We start from the raw sequence: 16,419 nt of genomic DNA, 5'->3' as shown, positions 1-16,419 counted from the left end.
AGCGCGATTAGGCGTCCTCTGACTCAATCTCCAGCACCACGGCGCCCGCGGTCATCTGCTCACCCTCAACGCCAAAGACCACACTGACCACACCGTCGATCTGTGCGACCAGCCGATGTTCCATTTTCATGGCCTCCATGATGGCCAATTCGTCTCCGGCGCTAACCTTGTCTCCGACCGCAACCCGCAGCGCGAGAAGATTCCCGTGCATAGGGGCTGTGACCGCGCCGGAACCCTCAGCATCCCGATCTGCGGCGGACAGTGCCAACTCGTTGGTGATTAGGAATGCTCTCCCCCGACTCTGCAAGGCGACGGTGCTCTGATCGACAAAGCGGTAGGCAACGTCCAGCTGCCAACCGTCGACGGCTACCCGTAGATACCCGTCCCGCGATGAGTCCAAGAGTTCCAGCTGCCGCTGACTCTCAGCTATTTTCATCGTGTAGCCATCGAGGCCATCGGACAGGACGCTCACAGGTTGTAAATCCCCGTCAACAAGGTACGCGAAGCTGCTGTCGATAGCCCGCGCGCCCGTACTCCCGGTGAGCAAGGCATCTTCAAAAACACGCTTCTCCAGGCCGCTCTCTTCTCCCTGAAGGTAGTGCAATAGCGCCGCAATAGAGAGCTCTAGTTCCTGAGGTGAGGTCTCCTGAACGCCATCGGGGAACTCTTCTGCAATGAAGGCGGTTGTTGCCTCACCATTTGCAAAGCTTTCACGTTCCAGAACATCGATAAGGAATTCTCTGTTTGTGGAAATCCCAAACAGCACCGTTTGGCGCAGGGCTCGAAGCAGGCGTCGTCTGGCGGTGGCTCGATCCTCTCCATAGGCAATGATCTTCGCGACCATGGGGTCGTAAAAGGGAGACACCATCTGACCTGGAAACAAACCGTGATCAACTCTAATACCTGTCCCACTAGGGGGCTCCCAGGCAATCGCTTTTCCGCTCGCCGGTAAAAAGTCATTGAGCGTGTCCTCGGCATAGAGCCGAACCTCAATGGCGTGACCTCTCAAAGCTACCTCTTCCTGCGTGCAGGGAAGCGCGCCACCCTGGGCAACGTGCAACTGCAAATCGACGAGATCCAAACCGGTAACAAGTTCAGTGACGGGATGCTCTACCTGCAAACGCGTGTTCATCTCGAGAAAGTAAAACTGCTCATCGGCATCAAGGAGAAATTCAACCGTGCCGGCCCCGACGTAAGAAATACTCTTTGCGGCCGCTACCGCAGCAGCACCCATCGCAGCGCGCAACTCCGGACTCATCACAGGGCAGGGAGCCTCTTCGACAACTTTTTGGTGTCGTCGCTGCACAGAGCAGTCACGCTCACCGAGGTGAATAACGTTTCCCTGAGCATCTCCAAAAACTTGCAACTCCACGTGGCGAGGCTGCACTACCGCCTTTTCCAAAATCAGCTCTTCGCTGCCAAAAGCGTTCTTTGCTTCGGAGCGCGCCGCCGCAAGCGCCGGGAGAAATTCTTCTATTGCAGTAACCAGACGCATGCCTCGTCCGCCACCGCCCGCTGCCGCTTTGACCATAATTGGCACACCAATCTTGGCTGCTGCCGCCAGTAGTGTGTCGTCTGACTGATCTTCGGATTGATAACCGGGAATACAGGGGACCTGCGCTTCCAGCATGCGCCGCTTTGCCGCGGCCTTATTGCCCATAAGTTCGATCGCCTCAACAGAGGGACCGATGAACACCAGGCCTGCATCTTCACAGGCCTGCGCAAAGTCCGCGTTCTCAGACAGAAAGCCGTATCCCGGGTGAATCGCCTGAGCGCCGGTTCGCGCTGCGGCTTCGAGTATCCGCTGGGGATCAAGATAAGATTCTTTCACTGGCGCCGGACCAAGAAGCACGGCCTCGTCTGCGAGAGCAACGTGGGGTGTGTCTACATCCGCTTCGGAATACACCGCAATGGTGCGATAACCTGCGGCCTGAGCACTGCGAAGCACGCGCACCGCAATCTCACCGCGGTTTGCGACCAAGACGCTGTCGAACTTTTTAGTCATGACTGATTCCCGCTGTTGCTTCCTTTTGCACTGGTATCGGCTGATCCCCAGGACGGTCGTCGTTTCTCGGCAAAAGCCTGCATACCCTCGCGCGCTTCATCCCCCAGCATGGCATCGGCGAAGCGTTCCGCCGCAAACTGTACGAGCTCTCCACCCTCTAACTCGTCGCTCGCCGAGATGATTTGCTTCGTGAGCGCGATAGCTCCGGGAGCACCTTTATGCGCATCGCTTAAGACTGACAGTAAGCGCGCCTCGAGGGCTTCTTTATCGGGCTCCACAAAATGCGCGAAACCCAGACGATGGGCCTCAAGGCCATTGAAGCGTTGGGCGGTCAGCAGCAGTCTTCGCGCCTGAGAGGCACCAATACGGCTAATGACTACCGGCGTTATCTGAGCGGGTGGAATGCCCAAGGTAACTTCTGTTAGCGCAAACTTGGCATCGGCAGTAGTTACCACTACGTCAGCCAAGCAGGCGATACCCAAGCCACCCGCCATAGCCGCACCCTCGATCGCGACGATGAACAGCTGTGGTAGCTGGCGAATCGCTACCATCATGCGTCCGAAATCCGCATTGAAAGCGACGATATCTTCCCGCGGCATACCCGCTTGGAAAACGTTACGAAACATCTTCAGGTCGCCGCCAGAGCAGAACGCACCGCCCTTACCTCGCAGCACGACAAACCGGAAGGAGGCACTTGGGAGCGCCTCGAGCACGGCGGCGAGCTCATCAGCCATCGCCGCAGACAGCGCGTTGCGAGTCTCGGGGCGATTGAACCAGATGACGAGCGTGTCGCCCTTCGGCTCCAATAATAAATTTTCAACTGCGGGTAACATGGTGCGTCCTTGTAGTTATTCTCAGATCAATCACATTCGGCCAACGCCAAAGGCGTTCGGGCTCACTTCGCGATTGCGACCCTCCCAGCAAGTCTGCAAGGCCATAGCAATGACTTTGCGACTATCGCGCGGATCAATGAGGCCGTCATCCAGCATCCGACCCGAGGTATAGAAAGCATCCGACTGCCGATCGTAGTGCGCGATCACTTTTTCTTCCTGGGCGCTCAACATTGCTTCGTCCACATCCCGTCCCTTGCGTGCCGCGCCGGCTCGAAACACCTCTGACATGGTCTTTGCGGCTTGTTCACCGCCCATCACGCCGATCTGGATGTTCGGCCAAGAAAAGACAAAATCAGGATCGTAGCCCTGACCGCACATGCCGTAGTTGCCGGCACCAAAACTTGCTCCGATCATGAGCGTTAAACGAGGCACCCGGGCATTGGTCACCGCCTGAATCATTTTCGCGCCGTGTTTGATCATTCCCGCCTGCTCGTACTGGGCACCCACCATGTAGCCGGTAATGTTCTGCACAAACAAAAGCGGTGTATCAGACTGATCGCAGAGCTGGATGAACTGCGCCGCCTTAGTGGCCCCATTAGGATCAATGGGACCGTTGTTACAAACGATACCCACAGGCATGCCGTAGATACTGGCCTGCAAGCACACCAGCGTAATCCCGTAGGCAGGTTTGAATTCCAAAAAGCTGGAACCATCGACTAATCGAGCTATAACCTCCCTGGCGTCATAGGGCTGACGATAATCGACAGGCACCACTCCCAGCAGTTCTTCAGTGGGGTACACGGGTTCTTCAAATTCTTGCACCCCAGGCTGCGCGCAGCGTTTGTTCCAGTTGATGCGCCCCAGCACTTCGCGACACAACTGCAAACCATGAGCATCGTTCTCCGCCAGGTACTCCACCAAACCAGTCACTTGGGAGTGCATAACGGCACCTCCGAGCTCCGCATCATCGGCGACTTCACCAGTCGCGGCCTTCAGTAGCGCGGGGCCCGCAAGGTAGGCCTTGCCATTGTCCTTCACACCGACCACGTAATCGCTGAGGCCTGGCATGTAGGCTCCTCCAGCGGCAGAGGCTCCATGCAACACGGTTATGACAGGAAGACCCGCAGCGGATAAGCGCGCCAGGCGGGCGAAAATTCCGCCACCAGCCATCCACATCTCAACCTCGTACTCGAGAAGGTTCGCGCCAGCACTCTCGACAAGATGCACGAATGGCAACTTCTGTTGCAGTGCGATATCCATAACCCGACAGCCTTTGCGCGTCGATGTGCGCGTCATCGATCCCGCATTGATTCCGGAGTCATCCACCTGAATCATGCAGCGCGTGCCCGACACATAGCCGATGCCCGCAATCTGCGTTGCCCCGGGAACAGAGGTATCGGGGTCGCTGTCATCCAGGAGATAACCAGCCATGTTGCCGATCTCCAGAAACGGCGACCCCGGATCCAAAAGACGCGCCAGTCGCTCTCTCGGTAAGAGCTGACCACGCTTTTCAAAGCGCGGGCGCGCAGCGTCGGACAAGGTTCTGGAGCGCTCAAGAATGCCGTTCATCTTGTCTATGAGCGCAAGATGATCCTCTGTATTGCGCGCAAAAGTGTCTGCAGCATTACTGATCGATGAGCGAAAGGGCTGTGACTGATGGGCCATGGGGATATTCTCTCGTCGTTATTCGGGAATCGCCAAGCGATGACGTTCAGCAAGTTCTCGGGGAATAGAAACACGCTCCGTAAGGAGGAGCTGGGCATAGGCCTTGCCCTGAGGATCGGCGCGCAAACTAGCGACGCCACCACCACCTAAAACATCATGAAGCAGGAAATTCAGGGCATGGGTGCCGGGCAGATAGAAGCGCTCCACGGGCGCCGGCTGGCCCGGCTTGAGAAAGTGCTCGAAATAAGTAGCTAGCTTTTCGGGAGAGAGGGCCGCGGCTATCCACGGCAAGAAATCCGGATGCCTGGCCATAACGCCAATGTTGGCTTTGTCACCCTTGTCCCCACTGCGGCCAAAGGCCAATAGTTCCAAAGGCACTGACACGCTGTCGTCGAGGGACGAATCTGGCTTGGGGACAGCGATAGGCTGCAGCGAAGCGATGGAATCACCCGGCAACTGTTGCGGCGTCACTATGGTCTCGCCATCAACTTCAACGACAATGTTCAGCTGATCCTTTGGAATCAGCATGGAAAACAGCCTAACCACCGGCGTGGGCTTCGGTCTTGCGCCGGCAAAGCTTGCGAGGCCCGGCGGTGCCGTTAGTGCGAGACCCACCATTTCTTTCAAGAAAATTCCGACGCCCTTGGGACTAGCGTGCTTAACCGCAATTTTGACGTCCACCTCACGACTTCTGAAATAGCGCACGGCAGCGCCAAAGTGTGATTCGACACCCAATACCTCAACACTGGTTTCCTGGAGCGGCTCGAGCCCCGCTTCAGCCAACACGAGCTCGGTACGAGCAAAAATACTCTCAGCCAGATGCCGCGCCTTTTGCGGGGCAGCCCTACCAATCATCGTCCAGATTTGCCCGGCCCTAAATCCATCTGACCAGGTTGAACTCACCTTGTAGCTGGATGGAGCTCCACGTCCTCGAGCCCCACTGACATTCACTAGGTCAGGGCCAAGTTGAGAGAGCTCTACCTGAGAAAAGTCGCAGACAACATCCGGGAGGAAGTAAGCACTAGGATCACCAATCTCGTACAACATCTGCTCACCCACTGTTCCCACGCTGACCAGGCCTCCAGAGCCCTCGGGCTTACTCACGGTAAAGCTGCCATTGGATGAGAGCTCTGCTATCGGATAACCAGCGGATCCCAGGGTATCGACGATGGACTCCCAATCAGTGAAATTGCCACCCGTTGCCTGGGTGCCGCACTCAAGGATGTGCCCCGCGAGACTCCCTTGGGCCAGCTGATCAAAATCCTCGGACTGCCACTGAAAGGCATGAATACACGCGCCAAGGGTGACTGCACTATCGACACAACGACCGGTAACAACGATGTCTGCTCCGGCATCAAGAGCCGCCGCAATAGGAAAGGCGCCCAGGTAAGCATTGATGCTCGCTACGCGCGACGGGTCCGGGAAAGCCTCGCCGGAGAACATCTCAGTCGCACCGACAAATTCGCCAGCTCTATCAGCAAGGTCATCGCCTAAAACGACTGCCACCTTGAGAGCTAATCCCTGCTCGGAAATCAAAGCTCTGAGCGCCTCGGCGCAGGCGCGGGGATTTACCCCTCCGGCATTAGCCAGAACCTTGACGCCTTGATCCGCGATTTGCCGAAGGTTCGGCCTCATTGCGGCGCTTACAAAATCTGTTGCATAGCCTTTTTGAGGATCTGCTGCGCGAGCTCGCGCCATAATCGACATCGTGACTTCGGCTAAGTAGTCATAAACGATGTAATCGAGATTGCCCGTCGCAAGCAGCTGCGGAGTTGCCAGGGCCGCATCACCCCAATAGCCTGAGGCACCACCGATTCGAATACGTGCGTCAGCTGTCATAGCTATGTCTACTCAAGTACACAGGGAGGTCGAATAATTATGCAATACTCAACAATTATCAAGTATTGCTCAATATTTCATTTACGTCTCTATTTCCACCCTTTATGCTGCAAAAAGAATCATGAGCTGGAGTCTCCATGACTGACAATGCACGGCGACGATCGCGGGAACGCCTTGAGGAACGCGAACGCGGCATTCTCGACGCCGCAACCAAGCTGTTTGCCACCGCCGGCTTTCATGCGACGTCTACGCGCAAGATAGCAGCGGCTGCAGGCGTTTCTGAAGGAACCGTTTTTCATTACTTTGGCAGCAAGAATGAGCTGATGTTGGGGATTCTTGACCGTTTCTATAACGAAGTGCTGAATCCCAGAGCGGCGGAGATACTAGATACTGTAATGGACACCCGCAGCCGATTGCGGGAGTTCGCTCTTCATCATGTTGCTGCTCTATCCGCAGACAGCGCTCTGATGCTGCGTTTGCTCCAGGTCTACGTAGGAGTAGAGCTTGAAGTCGTAGGACAGGACCAGCTCTCTTCTCTTCGCCCCCTCAACCGGCGCTATGTGGGTCATCTGGATCGGGCTGTGCGCGAAGGCATTGAGCGGGGAGACCTGCGTAGCAACTTGCAAGTACGGCCCTTGCGAGACCTATTTTTTGGAACCCTCGAGTACGGTATGCGCACGCACTTGTATCACCATGGCAACGAGGGGATGGCGGACTACGTCGATGCTTTGCTCGCGCCAATCTGGGAGGGCTTACACGACAATGATCGTCCCAACAGCGACGCGGAACTGCTCACCGAACGTCTGGAGAAGGTCAGCCTGCGACTGGAGCGCAGCGTCGATACGCTTGAGGGCAATTAAGCAAAGCTAGAAGCCCTGCTGGAATTACTCAGCGGGTTTCAACCAATAAGAACAGTGATTCCTCGGCGACGGTTTGCGTACCGTAAACTTTGGTTCCTCTTGGTTGCTGCTGAGACGGACCCAAAAGCTGCAACCATTCACCAGGCTGTGCCAGCAGCGTAGAACTATAGCTTTGCTGTCGCCGGTCAACTTTTTGCGCAACGTCGACAATCACTTCAACAGTGCCGTCATCTCGCAAAGTCGGCGCCAAGGCTACGGAATCCGCATCCCGAGGCTGCTCCTGAACCTGGGTCCAGAAAAATCCACCGCTGGCCTGCAGCCGATAATCACGACCGCTCGCCCGTGCAAAGCTCACTCGGCTGCCGGACATCACTGTCAAAGTCAGGCTGTCGTTGTCCCGAGTGCTAATCACGCCACTTGTGGGCGGCTGACTGGCGAGCGTGAGATACAGATTCTGCGCGCTCACGACACCTGAGGTGCAAAACACCATCGCGAATACCGCCTTCCACAGATAATCACCAAAGACCGTGAGCCTTGCTCTATTCATCATCACTCACATTCTCCTTTGCGACCGAAATCGGGTGTCTTTCTCGGCTCTATTTAGCGTTCGGCGCTCTTTTGGTTGCAGGGCGACTCTTGCCCGTCGGGCGCTTCTTGGCCGCCGTCTTTGATCGCGCTTTAGGGGAAGCCTTTGGACGAGCTTTGGCCTTGGTTTTCGTTTTGACCTTCGCTTTCGTTTTTGTTTTTCTCTTCGGTTTGGCTGCTGCGTCCGCCAGCGCTAGTAATTCCGCGACGGAAGCTTCGAGACAATCCATAAAGAACTCAATATCAGGAAGCAGTTCCCGCGTCGAAATGACGCTGAAGCTCATCTCCCCGTCGTAACTGGGCGTGCCAATAAACAGGCCCATACCATCAGCGAGGGGAGCCAAACCTACGCTACGAACCATGCGTGCGCCGTTCATGTACATGGGTATCTGTGGCCCCGGCACATTAGAGATAAACAGGTTACACATTCGCGCTGCCGCGCCGCTGCGCAGGAGAAGACGACTCGCAAGCACCTGGGTTGCAGCCGGCACATGACGAGTGATGTCAGTCATTAAACGCGCGGAAACCCCGGAGCGGGCCTCTTTACTCGCCTGCGTAGACTTGCGAATAAGCTTTAATCGCTCAACGGCGTTCTCTTGGTTGGTGAAGATGGGCGTCGTCATCGCCGAGATGTTGTTACCGGGGAGATCCTTCCCATCAGCGCCGCGGGGCCGAGCGTTGATTGGCACCCAAGCGATGATCGATTCCTCGGGCAATTCATCGTGATGGGATAGATAGCGTCGCAAAGCGCCCGAGCAAATGGCTAGCACTACATCGTTAATCGTGACGCCGGGATGCAGTTGCCGAATACGCTTTAGATCATCTAGCGGCACCACCCGAGCATCGAACATTTTGTGCGGTGAAAGATCGACATTAAAACGCGTAGGCGGGACCGGATGCTTGTCGCTGCTCTCGCGCTTGGCGACGGAATCCTGAGCCGCCTGCACCAAACCCGGCGCCGCACGCATCACTGTCTCGGCAACGCGCAAAGGAGAGCGCAGATTGTTTTTAAAAGCCTGGGAGATAAGCGCTGGCATTGCGGGGATCTCTCCGGAGCCCACATCTACGGCCTCTAGCGGCACCAGAGGCGTGCCGAGATTATCCCCGTCCGCCATGCTCGCAAAGAACTTCATTAGGGATGCACCATCGACCGCGGCGTGGTGAATCTTTGTCGCTAGGGCATAGCAGCCCTTCGGGAGCCCTTTTACGTGATCAAGGCCTTCAACGACAAAAATCTCCCAAGGCGGGCGATTCATGTCCAATGGCCGGCTGTGATACCGAGCCATGTGGATACAAAACTGGCGCCAATCGCCGGGCTCAGGCAGGCGACCATGCTGCATGTGGTACTCAAGATCGAAATACTCGTCTTCGACCCAGTAGGGATAATCTATTTCCAAAGGCAGTCGTAGCAGGCGACGGTAAAACACCGGGTTGTACGCCAGACGCTCCCGAACGTGCGCGATGATGTCAGTAAATCGCACCGTCTCACCCCCGGGAACCGTAGAGGGATCGTAAATCGCGACACTGGTTACGTGTGTAAGATTGTGCTCGGTCTCCGCATAAAGAAACTGAGCATCCTGGGGACTAAGCTGATGCATAACTCTCCGCCTTGTCTTTTCGATTAGCGCATCGTGCGCAGATGAGCAGCAGCATTAAGGCAGCGCCGCTGCGCGTACGCGCTCGATACGTCTCTGCAATCCCCGAAAGCTCTGCGCCAATTGCAAACGACGTTCGGCCAGGTCATCGCCCTCGCCTTCAACCAGCTCTAGATTGTCCATAAGTCGGTAAGCATTGCTAAACAGCAATCTGCCGATAGACGCCTCAGAGCTAATGCGGCGCTGCAAATAGGCCTGTCGACCATAGGCCAGTGACTTCTGTACGCAGTCTTTTTCAGTGAGGGGATCACCCGGTGCCTGCCTTGCCAGTACGTCGGCTACCACGCGATAGGCTTCCACAAAAGGCAATAACACAGCGTGTGCCATACGCGGCTGGAGTCGAGAAAAAATAGCCTGCGCGGCGCCGGGCTCATCAAGCGCAGCCTCCCATGCAGGTTGATAACGGGACAGCTCCTCGCTGACATCTCGACGGAACTCATCTTTAGGTGCGTAGAAAAACTCGAACTTAAAATAGTCTCGGAGACGTTCAGCCTCTTCCCAGAAGGCATCGCTACCGCTTTGCTCCAGCTGCGTCATGTTCATCAATGCGAGCTCGATAATCGACTTATTCAGGAAGTAATGAATCACCATGTTGCGATAGTAGCTGGCCACCACGTGCTGTTCAGCCGCGATGGTGAACACCTGCTCAGGGCCGTCGTCATAGCGCGTCAAAAGACCGCTTGCGATCATTTTGCCGATCAGATCAGACACCTGCGCAGCGTCCTGATCGTCCAAATCCCGGGTGAGACCAATGTGCCGCTTCCGAGCCCAATCTGTAAGAGCGACGACTTCTAAACGAAGCTCATCTGCAGTGAGTGCCCGAGGCGCCGACCCCAACAACACCATGCTGATCAGCGAGGGCAGCGTAATCGGGGACACTTTGTTCACGGCAACGCCAACGGCAAAAGCAACCCGCTGTAACTCCCTGGGATCATCAGGCGAAGGCGCCTTTGGCAGAACTACGGGCTCTCCAAAGTCGAAATAAATCTTCCCCATGGGTTGGCGAAGGCCGCGCAAATACCCAATAAACCAACTGAGGCTCTCGGGCCTTTTGGTGGCGCCGGACTCCATGGCAGCATAGTCCTTCACATCCCCAATCATGTCGTAGCTGATAGAAATAGGAATGATGTGGAGGTTCTCGGCGCCCGTGGCATGCGCAGAATCCATCACATACTTGAGCAGTCCATAGCGCGGCGGCATGAGTTTTCCGACGCGGGAACGGGTTCCTTCAAACGCCCAGGACAGAGGAAAGCGCTTCTCCATCAAATAGCCGATGTACTGGCGCAACACCGCTTTGTAAAGAAGATCATCTTGAAAACTACGCCGGATAAAAATAGCGCCGGCGCGACGGGCAATAAAACCCAATCCCGCAAAGGCCATGTTCACACCACCAAGAATATGCGGTGCAGGAAAATCATTGTCCGCACACATGGCATTAACGGCGAAACCATCCACGTGAGTTTTATGGGTCCACAGTAGAGCCGTGGGGTATTCGCGGGACCATTGCCGCACGCGCTCCAAACCTTCTTTATTGATGACCACATCCGCGTCATAGCCGAGCCGCATCACCCAATGATTCAGCTGGGCCATAACGTCAAGCCAAAAAGGCTGCGGCTTGGAAATCAGTTCTTTCATGATCTCCTCGGACTCATGCAAGAGATCATCCATGCTTCGGCCAGTCTCCGCGGACACCTGATCCAAAGCCCCACGAAACTTCGCGCTTGCCAAAAGAGTGTCAGCTACTCGCAAGGGGACCTTGTAACGACTACCGCGCAGACGGCGCTCGGAAACATCCAGAGCCAGCCCCGCCTGCCCCGCTATAAAAGAAGCCAGTTCGTCATTCGCTACATCACCGCCTTGAAGCTCCTTTAAACGATCCCTCAACTGATCAATCGTTGCGGGCTCTCCTACAATGCACACCACACGTTCGGGATGCTGGCGCAAGATGCGGCGTGCACGAAAGGGGCCGGGATGTCGCGGGTTACCAAAAAGCAGATCACGAGGCCGTGGCCGTGTGTTTTTTTCCTGCAGCGACGTACGCCAGACAACACGTAAAGGAAGCACCATCGTGTCCCCGGGCAGCTCCAGAAGCGGACGTAAATTGGTCGTCACGGGATTTTCCCGGTCACGCACCATGGGCAAAACACATTCATGAACCTTAGCGGTGACCGCATGCTCATTAATGGAACTTCGCAGAAACTGCTCGAGCTCGTTTTGCTCAACGCCGTGTGCAACATCAAGCACAGCAATGAGCTGTTCACTGTCTTTTAAATTCTGCCAGGGCTGGCTTGTCATAAAGGGGCCCTTATTGTCCGCGGCGAGCGCGGTAGTTTTTTATTATTCGGAATGCCGAAGTTACTCCGATTCATCATACCAGCCGCAAGGTCCCTGCGGTGGAGCAACTAAGCGCGAGTAAACTGGTCTATCTTGTATAGGAAACGTACCAAGCTAAGCTTCGTCAAGAGGTAGTTACTCATAGTGGAAGAACCACGACAAGAACATCAGCGCATGGGCCGCGTCATGCAGGTCTTTGCGTGGCTGGCGGTCATGGCTCTGCTAATGCTGTACTTCGGCGACGTACTTGAACGACAGCGCAACCCCAATCGCAGCGTAGACACTGAAGTGACCGCCGCGGGTGTGCGCGAGGTAGAGCTCAAAAGAAACCGCATGGGTCACTATGTCAGTGCGGGCACCATTAACGGCGAGGAAGTCGTATTTCTGCTAGACACCGGCGCGACGGGTGTCGCGATCCCAGCCGCGCTCGCTGAACGTCTTTCATTACCGAAAGGACGCCCCATCATGACCAACACCGCTAACGGGAGTACCCGCAGCTACCTCACACGACTTGATGAAGTCGCTGTCGGCGACATTCGCCTGCAGAATGTTGAGGCTTCGATCACACCGGGACTGCAAATGCGCGAAGTGCTACTTGGGATGAGCTTCTTAAAGCACATAGAGTTCACCCAGCGAGGGAATACGCTGACGCTCCGCCAATACCTCTAGAGCTCAATGCTCCCAGCTAGGCAAGGTCTCGAACCCAGGGGCCAGAGAGATCTCCATAGCATTGTCCGTGGGTACATAGGACTGCCCCACCATTTCGTCATAAGCGCTGCGTTGCACCAGCACCATAGCTACACCACGAAGGCTCGACAGAGCAGATTTCATATCCAGAAGATTTCGTGTTTTAAGGGGCTTTCCATCACCTTCGACAATGAGTAACCGCCCTTCCACCGAATACGCATGGGCGATATAGAGACTCAAATCCACAGATTCGATAACAACACGATCAATCGATCGGGACTTGAGATCCTTAAGCGTGACTTTCATGGAAGAGCTCCGGTACCTGTCGTTTGATGCGACAGTGTGCCGCGATTAAGGGGAAAGATCGCCGACAAACCGGCAAAATGGAAAAGAGTTACCGCGAGGATACTGACAAAAGGTGGACGACCCCAATCATCACCCATCGCCATCGGAACATTTGCGTCACCATTGCAGTCAAGGAGAAGCCCAAAGAACTGATGCTCATAGATCGTAAACAAACCCACTACAGCTGCAACGGTGAGGCCGTAGATAGCGCGCCGCGATGCCCCGGTGTCTATCGTTTTTACAACAGGGAGGACGCCTTGCTGTACATCGGCAAAAGCATCGACATTGCAACGCGTTTAAACAGCCACTTCGCCGACGCCCGAGAGCCCGGGCGCCAGCAGAGCATGATGTCCGGCGTGCGTCGCATCGATTGTCAGCTCACCGCAGGAGAGATCGGCGCACTGCTCATCGAAAACGCTGCAATCAAGGATGAGGCCCCATTGTATAACCGGCGCCAGAGGCGCAGCCGAAAGCTCTGGACCCAACGCTTACAGCAGGATGTGGAAGGCTTTTTGCAGGTGATTCCCAGCGACTTTTGCCCCGCAGGCGAGCGTATCGAATCCGTGTTCGGCCTGTTTCGATCACGTAGGCACATCGACGACTCTCTTCGCAGCATTGCACGAGATCACGGGCTATGCCTCCGCATGTTGGGTGTCGAGCGTGGACGCGGAGCATGCTTCCAGCATCAGGTAGGTCGCTGTAACGGCGCTTGCGCCGGAAAAGAAACCGCAGAAGACCACAATGCGCGACTGCTGCTGGCTCTGGAAAAACAGCGCATCGCCGCCTGGCCCTTTGCCGGTCCCGTGCTGCTACTGGAAGAACGGGCCAGGGATAGTAAATACGACGGCAAAAATGGGGTACTCCAGCCGCGTCGACAGTTTCATCTGATTCATCACTGGTCTTATCTTGGGACTTATGAACGCCGCGATAGCGCTCGTCAGAGTGCCAAGCGAAACAGCGACTTAGTCTTTGATCGGGATGCGTACCGAATTGCCGTGCGGTCGCTTCGCCAAAGCTCTGGTCAGCTGCTGGATGGACTCAGTGGCGAAGCCATTGCGAACCCTTTCGCGACAGGGAGCTCCTCGGTGAATGAATCCGTGGAGAACGGCGCAGCTCTGCTGCCTGCATGAATGCCCTCGTATGGCTGAAGCGAGACTTACGCTTTCAGGATAACGCAGCTATCAAGGCTGCTTTGGCCACCGGTTCTCCAGTACTGCTGCTCTACTGCTTTGAACCGGAACTCCTCAGCGACCCGCACTATGACGAACGCCACTGGCGCTTTGTTTGGCAATCACTGCTCGACATGCATCGCGCCCTAGCGCCCCAGACGAAATCCCTGCAAGTCTGCTGTGGAGACCCACGGGAAGTTTTTCGGGCCCTCATCACGAACGGACAGATTCAAAGCGTTCATTCCTACGAGGAAACGGGTTTGGAGAAAACCTTCTCCCGGGATCGTGACGTGGGAAGGATCCTCAAGGAACAGGTAATCCCATGGGACGAATTTCCGACCAACGGCGTGCAGCGCGGTCGAAGGAATCGCCGGGGCTGGAATCGTAACTGGACGCAGCATATGTCCGCGCCCTGTCATGTTATCGACCCCGAACTCATTCGCGGCAAGCTTTCCAACGAAAACTGCCTTGCAGACTTTCATTTGCGAGGTTCACCGGGCAGCTGGCGATCATCCCAGAGTGAATTTCAAACAGGTGGCGAAAGTGCAGCGAGGCAAACGCTTAAGGATTTTTTGCTTCGGCGTTCTTCTGGCTATGCTCGAAATATATCCAAACCTCTCGCTAGTCGGGACAGCTGCTCCAGATTGTCGCCCTACCTGGCCTGGGGAAACCTCAGCATTCGGCAGGTGTATCAGGCCCTGAAACGGGCGCAAGCGAAACAAGGGCCAAGCCGGGCATTACAGGCCTTTGAGTCACGCCTACATTGGCACTGCCATTTCATTCAAAAATTCGAAATGGAATGCCGCATGGAGCACGAAGATATCAATCGCGGCTACCTTCAGTACCCGCGTCTCCATGACGAGGAACTCGTGAAGGCGTGGGCCGAGGGGAAAACGGGTTATCCACTTATAGACGCCAGCATGCGCTGCCTTAGGGCTACGGGATACATCAACTTTCGCTCCCGGGCGATGCTGGTCAGCTTTCTAACTCACCACCTCTGGCAAGACTGGCGAGAAGGCGCAGCGCATCTTGCTTCGCAATTTCTGGATTTTGAACCCGGGATCCATTTTGCACAGATGCAAATGCAGGCGGGTGTGACCGGTATCAATACCATCCGAATCTACAACCCGATAAAACAGTCCGAGGAGCACGACCCCGAGGGCACATTCATTCGCCAGTGGGTACCAGAGCTTGCCGAAGTACCAGCCCCAATGATTCATCGTCCCTGGGATCTCAGTGCTATGGAGCGGATGATCTATGGCCTGAACGACGAGCCCTATTGCCCACCTATCGTCGATGTGAGGGAAACTCATCGCAGCGCTCGAGACAGGTTGTGGGCGCTAAAAGATGACCCCCTGGTAAAACAAGAGCGGGAGAGAATCCTTTCCCGGCACATCGAAAAGCGCTATTCCAGGCCCGCTAAGCGCACTACATAGCCGCCAACACGACAACAGCCGCGATCGCCATACCGATCATTAGAGAAACACCATAACTGAACAACAGGAACAGGGTTTTACCGATCGCGCCGGGCCAACCACTGGCGTAGGTTCGCCGCAAAGCCAGCACTAAATAGATGATTAGCATCATCGAGAACAAACCATCCACACGCAAACTTGCCAGCTCAAGCAACACCGTTAACAGATATAGAAGATATACAAAGGTGTGGTAATGCAGCGCAAAAACCAGGTGCTGCAAGTAATGGAAGGGCGATGTTAGGTAAACCAGCTTCAACAACAGCGCGAATAGCGGCAGCATAATGAACATCACCTGTGGGAGATATTCAAAGAGCTGACCTATATAGTCGCCAGGATCGTCGCTCACCTGACTTGCATTCGTTTCTATGCGTTTTTCGAGCTCCGTCACCCACTCGGGACCGCCATCAAGCAGGTTTACCGTAACCTCTCCGGACGCTGACTCAGAGTCTAAGCCGGCCTCGAACTCCTCTAAAAACTCCACCACTTCTACGTTACCGGCGGCACGCTCTTCGGCAATTTTTTTAGCTAATGCACTCTCGACATCCGCTGGCGGGGCATCGGATACCGCTGCCTCGGCATCGTCGCTTGTCGCGTCGACATCAAGGCCGAAAGTGACGGATGGCCCGACGGAGTCTTCATCGGAACCACCGAAATCGACGACATAAGTCGCCATCAGGGAGAGCGTCAAGAACAACAGAAAGGAGACGACGATGTACAACCGAAAGGGCGGCATGTATCGAGCGCGGCGCCCCACGTTGAACTCCGCGCTGAGGAATCCGGGACGGAACAGCAGAGAAATTAGCGTTCGCCAAACACGAGAGTCCCAGGTAAATACATCCCCCAAGATGTCGGTCACGGCTTCACCAAAGTGAAGATCACCACGGCCCTCCCGCTGACCGCAGCTTGTGCAGAATTGCCCGTCGAGAGGGGTGTCGCAATTACGGCAGCGCATCGTGGATACCTCCAC

At 55.6% G+C, this 16,419-nt stretch carries 13 protein-coding genes; 4 read left to right on the top strand and 9 right to left on the bottom strand.

Annotated elements, in window-relative coordinates; translation table 11 throughout:
• Window positions 1-7: 7 nt before the first annotated feature.
• Genes R0137_RS04345 through R0137_RS04330 form a run of 4 tightly spaced genes read right to left on the bottom strand, consistent with a single transcriptional unit; the run spans window position 8 to window position 6,342 of the window.
• The gene (locus R0137_RS04345; protein ID WP_407328834.1) at window positions 8-2,005 is read right to left on the bottom strand and encodes an acetyl/propionyl/methylcrotonyl-CoA carboxylase subunit alpha; all 1,998 of its coding nucleotides are present in this window, start codon (window positions 2,003-2,005) and stop codon (window positions 8-10) included.
• Window positions 2,002-2,838 (bottom strand): enoyl-CoA hydratase/isomerase family protein, encoded by an 837-nt coding sequence (locus R0137_RS04340; RefSeq protein ID WP_407328833.1) that lies wholly within the window; start codon window positions 2,836-2,838, stop codon window positions 2,002-2,004. The genes R0137_RS04345 and R0137_RS04340 overlap by 4 nt, the downstream gene beginning before the upstream one ends.
• 30 nt (window positions 2,839-2,868) lie before the next feature.
• Window positions 2,869-4,503: an acyl-CoA carboxylase subunit beta gene (locus R0137_RS04335; RefSeq protein WP_407328831.1), complete on the bottom strand. Its 1,635-nt coding sequence runs from the start codon at window positions 4,501-4,503 to the stop codon at window positions 2,869-2,871.
• Window positions 4,504-4,521: 18 nt separating this feature from the next.
• Complete coding sequence (locus R0137_RS04330; RefSeq protein ID WP_407328830.1) at window positions 4,522-6,342, bottom strand: acyclic terpene utilization AtuA family protein; 1,821 nt, start codon at window positions 6,340-6,342, stop codon at window positions 4,522-4,524.
• Window positions 6,343-6,479: 137 nt separating this feature from the next.
• On the opposite strand from R0137_RS04330, the gene R0137_RS04325 reads away from it, so the two are divergent.
• Window positions 6,480-7,202 carry a TetR/AcrR family transcriptional regulator gene (locus R0137_RS04325; RefSeq protein WP_407328828.1) on the top strand — a complete coding sequence of 241 codons (723 nt, stop codon included), beginning with the start codon at window positions 6,480-6,482 and terminating at the stop codon, window positions 7,200-7,202.
• Window positions 7,203-7,230: 28 nt separating this feature from the next.
• Here the strand turns inward: R0137_RS04325 and R0137_RS04320 are convergent, their stop codons facing one another.
• Genes R0137_RS04320 through R0137_RS04310 form a run of 3 tightly spaced genes read right to left on the bottom strand, consistent with a single transcriptional unit; the run spans window position 7,231 to window position 11,737 of the window.
• Entirely contained in the window at window positions 7,231-7,752 is a 522-nt protein-coding gene (locus R0137_RS04320) for a hypothetical protein (protein WP_407329966.1), read from the bottom strand.
• A 46-nt stretch (window positions 7,753-7,798) separates the two neighbouring features.
• A complete protein-coding gene (locus R0137_RS04315; RefSeq protein WP_407328827.1) occupies window positions 7,799-9,385 on the bottom strand; it encodes a wax ester/triacylglycerol synthase family O-acyltransferase in 1,587 nt (528 codons plus the stop codon).
• Window positions 9,386-9,439: 54 nt separating this feature from the next.
• Window positions 9,440-11,737 (bottom strand): glycerol-3-phosphate 1-O-acyltransferase, encoded by a 2,298-nt coding sequence (locus R0137_RS04310; RefSeq protein WP_407328826.1) that lies wholly within the window; start codon window positions 11,735-11,737, stop codon window positions 9,440-9,442.
• 183 nt (window positions 11,738-11,920) lie between these two features.
• Here R0137_RS04310 and R0137_RS04305 point away from each other — a divergent pair, with 183 nt between their 5' ends.
• Window positions 11,921-12,445, top strand: a complete 525-nt coding sequence (locus R0137_RS04305) for a TIGR02281 family clan AA aspartic protease (RefSeq protein ID WP_407328825.1) — start codon at window positions 11,921-11,923, stop codon at window positions 12,443-12,445.
• 3 nt (window positions 12,446-12,448) lie between these two features.
• Here the strand turns inward: R0137_RS04305 and R0137_RS04300 are convergent, their stop codons facing one another.
• Window positions 12,449-12,769, bottom strand: coding sequence for a DUF6482 family protein (locus tag R0137_RS04300; protein WP_407328823.1), 321 nt, complete (start codon window positions 12,767-12,769; stop codon window positions 12,449-12,451).
• Between the two features lie 77 nt (window positions 12,770-12,846).
• On the opposite strand from R0137_RS04300, the gene R0137_RS04295 reads away from it, so the two are divergent.
• Window positions 12,847-13,938 (top strand): GIY-YIG nuclease family protein, encoded by a 1,092-nt coding sequence (locus R0137_RS04295; protein ID WP_407328821.1) that lies wholly within the window; start codon window positions 12,847-12,849, stop codon window positions 13,936-13,938.
• Entirely contained in the window at window positions 13,935-15,413 is a 1,479-nt protein-coding gene (locus tag R0137_RS04290) for an FAD-binding domain-containing protein (protein WP_407328819.1), read from the top strand. The genes R0137_RS04295 and R0137_RS04290 overlap by 4 nt, the downstream gene beginning before the upstream one ends.
• On the opposite strand, the gene R0137_RS04285 is transcribed toward R0137_RS04290, so the two are convergent.
• Window positions 15,406-16,404: a DUF3667 domain-containing protein gene (locus tag R0137_RS04285; protein ID WP_407328817.1), complete on the bottom strand. Its 999-nt coding sequence runs from the start codon at window positions 16,402-16,404 to the stop codon at window positions 15,406-15,408. The two genes, R0137_RS04290 and R0137_RS04285, sit on opposite strands and share 8 nt — an antisense overlap.
• Window positions 16,405-16,419 lie beyond the last annotated feature (15 nt).

The sequence above is a fragment of the Congregibacter brevis genome (assembly GCF_045689245.1).
GTDB classification, from domain to species: Bacteria; Pseudomonadota; Gammaproteobacteria; order Pseudomonadales; family Halieaceae; genus Congregibacter; species Congregibacter brevis.
This window is presented reverse-complemented; position numbering and strand designations above follow the sequence as displayed.